General features: G+C 56.1%; 8 protein-coding genes and 1 tRNA gene. All 9 read left to right on the top strand.

The annotated features are described in order from the left end of the window. The first annotated feature begins 20 nt into the window (after window positions 1-20). Window positions 21-96 (top strand) — tRNA-Lys (locus tag ACWVX6_RS05750). Window positions 97-293: 197 nt separating this feature from the next. After that, the gene (locus tag ACWVX6_RS05745) at window positions 294-539 is read left to right on the top strand and encodes a hypothetical protein (protein WP_455152603.1); all 246 of its coding nucleotides are present in this window, start codon (window positions 294-296) and stop codon (window positions 537-539) included. 157 nt (window positions 540-696) lie between these two features. Next, on the top strand, window positions 697-1,167 hold the full coding sequence (locus ACWVX6_RS05740; protein WP_270418015.1) for a VOC family protein: 471 nt from the start codon (window positions 697-699) through the stop codon (window positions 1,165-1,167). A gap of 2 nt (window positions 1,168-1,169) precedes the next feature. Continuing rightward, entirely contained in the window at window positions 1,170-1,892 is a 723-nt protein-coding gene (locus tag ACWVX6_RS05735; protein WP_158578100.1) for an alpha/beta fold hydrolase, read from the top strand. A gap of 5 nt (window positions 1,893-1,897) precedes the next feature. Next, window positions 1,898-3,064 (top strand): aminotransferase class I/II-fold pyridoxal phosphate-dependent enzyme, encoded by a 1,167-nt coding sequence (locus tag ACWVX6_RS05730; RefSeq protein WP_110436654.1) that lies wholly within the window; start codon window positions 1,898-1,900, stop codon window positions 3,062-3,064. Window positions 3,065-3,073: 9 nt separating this feature from the next. Next, a complete protein-coding gene (locus ACWVX6_RS05725) occupies window positions 3,074-3,457 on the top strand; it encodes a VOC family protein (protein ID WP_110436655.1) in 384 nt (127 codons plus the stop codon). 12 nt (window positions 3,458-3,469) lie between these two features. After that, on the top strand, window positions 3,470-4,225 hold the full coding sequence (locus ACWVX6_RS05720; protein WP_118761512.1) for an exodeoxyribonuclease III: 756 nt from the start codon (window positions 3,470-3,472) through the stop codon (window positions 4,223-4,225). Then, on the top strand, window positions 4,218-4,583 hold the full coding sequence (locus tag ACWVX6_RS05715; protein ID WP_455152602.1) for a CPCC family cysteine-rich protein: 366 nt from the start codon (window positions 4,218-4,220) through the stop codon (window positions 4,581-4,583). Before ACWVX6_RS05720 ends, ACWVX6_RS05715 begins: the two co-directional genes overlap by 8 nt. Before the next feature lie 463 nt (window positions 4,584-5,046). Next, on the top strand, window positions 5,047-6,192 hold the full coding sequence (locus ACWVX6_RS05710; RefSeq protein WP_455152601.1) for a D-alanyl-D-alanine carboxypeptidase family protein: 1,146 nt from the start codon (window positions 5,047-5,049) through the stop codon (window positions 6,190-6,192). Window positions 6,193-6,225 lie beyond the last annotated feature (33 nt).

Raw genomic sequence — 6,225 nt, 5'->3', positions numbered from 1 at the left:
ATTCTGAAGTTTCTGCGTATGCACCATTAGCTCAGTTGGTAGAGCAACTGACTCTTAATCAGTGGGTCCACGGTTCGAGCCCGTGATGGTGTACCACGAAACCCGAGTTTTCTAACGAAAACTCGGGTTTTTGTTATGTCTTAATTTAATTTTACGCTTTTGTATCTCTTTTCCTTGTGTTTGTTAAAACTGTAATCCGACTGCCGTATGACGATTGACAAGGCGCACTCTCCGGGGTATGATAAGCACAAGGCAGGATAATTATTTACGGAATTGCACAGGGAGGGAATGCAATGCTGTTCAAAACAGAGCTTACCGAAGTCTCTACCATGGAGGAACTGGACAAAATCGTTAAGGCACTCAGCGCGAAAGGCATAGACGCAACCACGAAAACGGTCGATCTGATGAGCGGCGGTCTGTTGGAAAACCGGCGTTCGTCCGGTACGTTCGGCATGAATGCCGAGGTGAGATTCGTTTACAAGATCTACGTTAAACGTGCGGATTTGGAGTTTGCAAAGAGCGTTCTGGCGACAATCTGATCGCAAAGAAGGGAATGAAGTAAAATTCATTCCCTTTTTCTATGCCTACTTTACCGATTCATCAAAATGTGATAAAATAGAAGCCAAACAGAAAATTTAGTTTCTATTCCGAGTGGATTTTCCGCTTTTGGTTTGGGTTGATGGAGGCTGCACTATGATAAAGTTCCGAATGCCGCTGCTGGCGGTGCGTGATGTGGAGATTTCAAAGAAATTTTACCATGATCTGTTCGATCAGGAGGTTGTGCTGGATTTAGGCGGAAACGTGACGTTTTCCGGCGGCTTTTCCGTGCAGCAGGATTTTGACAGGCTGACCGGCGTGCCCAAATCCACGATCCTGCACCAGTCGCACAACATGGAGCTTTACTTTGAGGTGGACGACTTTGACGCGTTCACGGAAAAGCTGCGCGGACACCTGGACGTGGAACTGGTGCATCCGCCGATGACGCATGCGTGGCAGCAGCGTGTGGTGCGCCTGTACGACCCGGACTGGCACATGATCGAGGTCGGTGAGTCCATGGAGCACATCGCACTTCGCCTGCTGGACGAGGGCCATTCCGTGGAGGAGACCGCCGCGCTCATCCATCACCCGACTGATTTTGTGGAGCAATGCAGAAAGGGTTTGAAATAGATATGTTCGGTTATGAACCGGAATTCGTCGTGTGCGGCGATGCCCGGATTGCTTATTACGATGTCGGCCGAGGAAAGCCGCTTGTGCTGCTGCACGGCAACGGCGAGGACAGCTCGTACTGGAACGCCCAGATACCCGAGCTGACCCGCTTTTACCGCGTTATTGCGGTGGACAGCCGCGGGCACGGCGCCTCCGGGAGCGGCGGGCACGGCCTGTCGTTTGAAATGATGGCGGAGGATCTCAAAACCGTGCTGGACACGCTCGGCGTGAAAAAAGCGCACTTCCTCGGCTTTTCGGACGGCGGCAATCTGGCGATCAAATTCGCACTGACGCACCCGGAATATATAGATAAACTCATCCTCAACGCGGCCAATGTGGAGATGTTCAGCGGCGTCAAGCCGCAGGTTCAGCTGCCCGTTATGGCAGGCTACGGTGTTGCTGCGGCGCTGAGCCGTTTCAGCAAAAAAGCGGCGCGCCGAAGGGATGTGCTCGGACTGATGGTGCACCCGTACGGGGTGACGATGAACGATCTGGAGCGGCTGACCATGCCGACCCTCATCATCGTCGGCGAGCATGATGCAATACGCGAAAAGCAGACAAAGGAGATGGCCTCGCACATTCCCCACTGTGAAGTGGAGGTTTTCCGCGACGGCGACCACTTTGTTGCAGCAAAGCAGCCGTCCCGCTTCAACCGGACGGTTATAGAATTTTTACTTGGGAGATAATCAGCATGAAATTCATCAAAGCGGGAGAAATCGCAGACAGCAATATTTTCAACAAGCTCGACGAGCGCAAGAAGTCGCTCCTCGAAGGCGGCATGGACGTCATCAACCTGTCCATCGGCACGCCGGATTTTCAGCCGGGCCGGCATGTGATGGAGGCCGTCAGCCGCGCTGCGCTCGACCCGGATATGTACAAGTATTCGCTGAATGAAACGCGCGAGCTGCTCGACGCCGTAGAAAACTGGTACAAGCGCCGCTATGACGTCACGCTTGCCGACGACGAGATCATGGCTGTGTGCGGCTCGCAGGAGGGCATTGCACACGTTGGCTTTGCCTTCGCCGGCCCGAACGACCTGATCCTTGCACCGGACCCGGGCTACCCGATCTTCTCGTTCGGCCCGATGATGACCGGCGCAACGGTCGGTCTGTACCCGCTGTACGCCGAGAAGAACTGGCAGCTGGACTTTAACGATATTCCGGAGGACGTGGCAGAGCGTGCAAAGGCGATCGTCGTTTCCTATCCGAACAACCCGACCACTGCCGTTGCCGACCGTAAGTTCTACGAAAAGCTGGTCCTCTGGGCGCGTGAGCACAACATCATCGTTCTGCACGATAACGCGTATTCCGACATTATGCTGAACGGGGAAAAGGGTCTGTCCTTCCTGTCCATTCCGGGCGCGAAGGAGGTCGGCATTGAGTTCAACTCGCTGTCCAAGACCTACAACCTGACCGGCATGCGCGTCTCCTTCGCACTCGGCAACCGCGAGGTCATCAGCCGTTTCCGCGCGTTCCGCTCGCAGATCGACTACGGCATGTTCTACCCGATCATGGCGGGTGCGGCTGCCGCGCTCAATGGTCCGCAGGATGTGGTAGAGAGCAACCGCACCGGCTACATGGCGCGCCGCGACGCACTGTGCGGCGGTCTGCGCTCGATCGGCTGGAACGTGCCGGATGCACAGGGCACCATGTTCGTCTGGGCGAAGATTCCGGAGCGCTTTGCGTCCTCGGTGGACTTCGCCATTGAGCTGATGGAAAAGACCGGCGTTATCGTGGTTCCGGGCAGCGCCTTCGGTGCGCAGGGTGAAGGCTACGTCCGCATGGCGCTTGTCGTTCCGCCCGAGCGCATGGCAGAGGCGGTTCGCCGCATTGATGAGAGCGGTATTGTAAAGGAGTGAGTTTCTGTTATGCAGATCGACCATATTGCACTGTATACACGCGATTTAGAGCGTCTGTGTGAATTTTACACCAAATATTTTGACGGTACGGCGGGCAAGCTGTACCAGAACGAGGAGACCGGCACGCAGGCGTGCTTTGTGTCCTTTGCCGACGGCGCACGGCTTGAAATTGTGACCCGTCCGCAGTTTGAGGACGCCGAGCACTCGCGTCTGTGGACCGGCTGGGCGCATACGTCGTTCAAGGCGGGCACCCGCGAGAACGTGGACGCACTGACCGAGCAGATGCGCTCGGAGGGCTATGAGATCACGGATGGCCCTGTCGTCGGCAAGGATGGCTGCTACGGCAGTTTTGTGCTCGACCCGGACGGCAATACCGTCCGCATCGTAGCGTAAAGGAGAACGCAAATGAAGCTGATCTCATGGAATGTAAACGGTCTGCGTGCGTGCATGGGCAAGGGGTTCCTTGATTTTGTCGCCGCTGAGCAGCCGGATATGCTGTGCCTGCAGGAGACCAAGATGCAGCCGGGACAGGCCGATGTGCCGCTCGAGGGCGGCTACCGCGAATACTGGAACTCGGCAGAGAAGAAGGGATACTCCGGTGTGGCGCTGTTCACCAAAACCGAGCCGCAGAGCGTCACCTATGGTCTTGGCATTGAGGAGCACGACCACGAGGGCCGTGTCATCACCGCCGACTACGGCGAATTCTACCTCGTTACCGTGTATACGCCCAACTCGCAGAATGAACTCAAGCGCCTGGATTACCGCATGACGTGGGAGGATGCCTTCCGCGAGTATCTGGTAAAGCTGGATGCGGAGAAGCCGGTCATCGTGTGCGGCGATATGAATGTCGCGCATGAGGAAATTGACCTCAAGAACCCCAAGACCAACCGCAGGAACGCAGGCTTCACCGACGAGGAGCGCGGCAAGATGACCGAATTGCTCGCCGCAGGCTTTACGGATACGTTCCGCCATTTTAACCCCACGCTCGAGGGCGTGTATTCGTGGTGGAGCTACCGTTTCCACGCCAGAGAGAAGAACGCAGGCTGGCGTATCGACTATTTCCTCGTGTCCAACCGCTTTGCCCAGCGGGTCAAGGACGCGCGTATCCTGACCGACGTGTTCGGTTCGGATCATTGTCCGGTGCTGATCGAAATTGAATAAGGACGAGTATGCCTTTCTGCCGGAGGCGTTTTTCGACGGCGTGCAGGAGCAGGAGGACGAGGAGGTGCTCGACCCGTACTTCCGGCCGGATGCCGTATCCGAGGACGAGGAACCCGAGCCGGATATGAGCTGGCTGCCGGAAACACCGACCGAGCCGTGTCCGTGCTGCGGCGCAGAGATTCCCGAGAATCCTTCGTGGGGGTATATCTGCCCCATGTGCGGCTGGGAGATTGATTACGATGTCGAAGGCGAGCCGGATAAGCCGAGCGACCAGAATCATGGGCTGTCGCTCACCGAGGCACGGTGGAACTTTCATTCGTTCGGTACGGTCGCACCGTGGAAGGTAATGGAGAATTGAAAATGGAGAATGGAGAATGAACTCGATGGGAGAGCATTCTCCATTTTTTATTCAGAGAAATAAATTCACTCTCTCCATCAGAATCGTCAAATCAGGATCAGTCAGTCATTTTCCATTCTCCATTCTCAATTTTGTTCTGCGCTGCTGTTCTCTGCTGTAATATCTACTCTTTTCTTTTCTTCTCTGCTCTGGTCTGCTCTACTGTACTGTACTGTTCTCTGCTCTTCTGTACTCTTCTCTGCTCTGTGGATTTTCCGTACGATAAATCCCGTTCACTGTGTACTTTCTCGCCAAGAAATAGCGATTTCTCGCCAAGAAATCCGGAACGCTGGAAGAACACACCAGATTCCGCCAATTACTAACGCCTAATTACTAATTAAGGAAACCTCCTCGCTCCTAACTCCTGCCTGACTGCATAATCTATCCGTCCGGCACATAGCCTGTCATAAAGGGGTGAACAGAAGTGAAGAAGATAATCTGTACCGCTTTACTCAGCGGTATGCTTACGGTGCAGGCGGCGGCGCTGCCCGAAATGGGCGCGCTCTACGCGAAATCGGCGGCGCTGTATGCGGCAAACGGGCAGGAGCTTTACGCCTATAACGCCGACGAGCAGCTGCAGCCTGCGTCGGTGACAAAGATCATGACCATGCTGCTGGCGATGGAGGCGCTCGAGCGCGGCGAGGTGACACTGGACACCATGATAACCGGCAGTGAGTACGCCTGCTCGATGGGCGGCACGCAGATCTGGCTGGAGCCGGGCGAGCAGCTGACACTGGATGAAATGCTCAAGGCGATTGCGGTCGGTTCAGCGAATGACTGTGCGGTTGCGGTAGCGGAGCATCTGGCGGGCACAGAGGCCGCCTTTGTCGAACGGATGAACACGCGCGCACGCGAACTCGGCTGTACGAACACAACGTTCATCAACGCCAACGGACTGGACGGCGAAGGTCAAAAGACGCTGACCTCGGCACGCGATCTTGCGCTTATTTCCTGCGAGCTGCTGCGCCACCCGAAAATACTGGAGTACACCGGCATCTGGATGGACACCGTGCGCGGCGGCAAATTCGGTCTGGCGAACACGAACAAGATGCTCAAAAGCTATCAGGGTCTGACCGGTCTCAAAACCGGCTATATCCGCGAGGCCGGCTTCTGCATTTCTGCAAGTGCCGAGCGGGACGGACTGAGCCTTGTAGCGGTCGTGATGGCGGCGCCCACCAAGGAGAACCGCACAGCGGACGCGACCGCGCTGCTCAATTACGGCTTTGCCAACTTCACGGCGTACATGCCTGCGGCTGACGATCTGGCACCCATTCCGGTGACGCTCGGCACCGCGGAGACCGTGCAGCCGGTGCTCGAGGGCAGCGACTCGTTCGTGATTGAAAAGACGAGAGCAGGGGATATGCAGACCGCGTTCGACCTGCCGGAGACGCTCGCCGCGCCGATACAGGCCGGTCAGCGGTTGGGCGAAATGACGGTATCCGCCGGCGGAGAGACGGTTTTGACCGTTCCCATCATCGCCCAAGCCGGTGTGGACGCGCTCGGACTGCCTGAGCTGCTTATTTCCTTTGTGCGCGGCCTTGCAGGAAATGTTGTAAAAGATGCAAAATAACGTCAAAATCCGGCGTTTTCCGAACAGAATTGG

Source organism: Butyricicoccus sp., assembly GCF_977037065.1.
The sequence above is the reverse complement of the archived record's forward strand: the minus strand, read 5'-3'. Positions and strand labels throughout refer to the sequence as shown.